At 66.1% G+C, this 836-nt stretch carries 1 protein-coding gene; it reads right to left on the reverse strand.

The window, feature by feature from the left end; all coding sequences use genetic code 11:
* Positions 1-104: 104 nt before the first annotated feature.
* A partial coding sequence (locus EOA27_RS38480) for a molybdopterin-synthase adenylyltransferase MoeB (protein ID WP_145970906.1) occupies positions 105-836 on the reverse strand: 732 nt, incomplete at its 5' end.

Here is an 836-nt window from a genome sequence, read left to right on the forward strand (position 1 = left end):
CCATATAGGCAAAGGCGCGGCGGATCAGCGCGAGCAAGTCGTCCCATCCGTCGAAATCCGCGGGAAGGCCGATAATGGAAATGCCGACGGTCTGGTCCATACGCTCAGACGGCCTTGTAGCGGATGATGTCGAAGCGGGCTGTGAGCCCGTCATAGAGCAGCAGCCGGCCGATGAGCGGCTCGCCTATGCCGGTAATCAGCTTGATCGCCTCCATTGCCTCCAGCGCGCCGATGACGCCCGTCAGCGCGCCGACAATGCCGGCAACAGCGCAGGACGGCACCAGCCCTTCGGGAGGCGCCTCTGGGAACAGGTCGCGATAGCTCGGGTTGCGCTTTCCGTCGGCGCCTGTCTCGAACGGTTTCAGCACCGTGACCGAGCCGTCGAAGCGGCCGACGGCGGCCGTCACCAGGGGTTTCTTCTCGCTGGCGCAGGCATCGGCGACCGCGTACCGCGTCTCGAAATTGTCGGAGCCGTCGACAACGACATCGTAACGGGCGACGAGGGCAGGGGCGTTCGCTTCCGTCAGCCTCAGGCGATGCGATTCCACCGCGACGTTAGGGTTGATGCGCATGATCGCTGCCGCGGCGCTGTCGGTCTTGGCCAAGCCGATCGTGTCGCTGCCATGGATCACCTGCCGCTGCAGGTTGGACAGCGAAACCGTATCGTCATCGACGATGCCTAGCGTGCCGACGCCGGCGGCGGCTAGATATTCCAGCACCGGTGCGCCGAGCCCGCCGGCGCCGATCACCAGCACCCGCGCCCGTTTCAGCTTATGCTGCCCCGGCCCACCGATCTCCGGCAGCACGATGTGGCGGGCGGAGCGGTCGGGCTCTTC

Origin of the sequence: Mesorhizobium sp. M2A.F.Ca.ET.037.01.1.1 (assembly GCF_003998075.1) — a bacterium.
Lineage (GTDB): Bacteria > Pseudomonadota > Alphaproteobacteria > Rhizobiales > Rhizobiaceae > Mesorhizobium.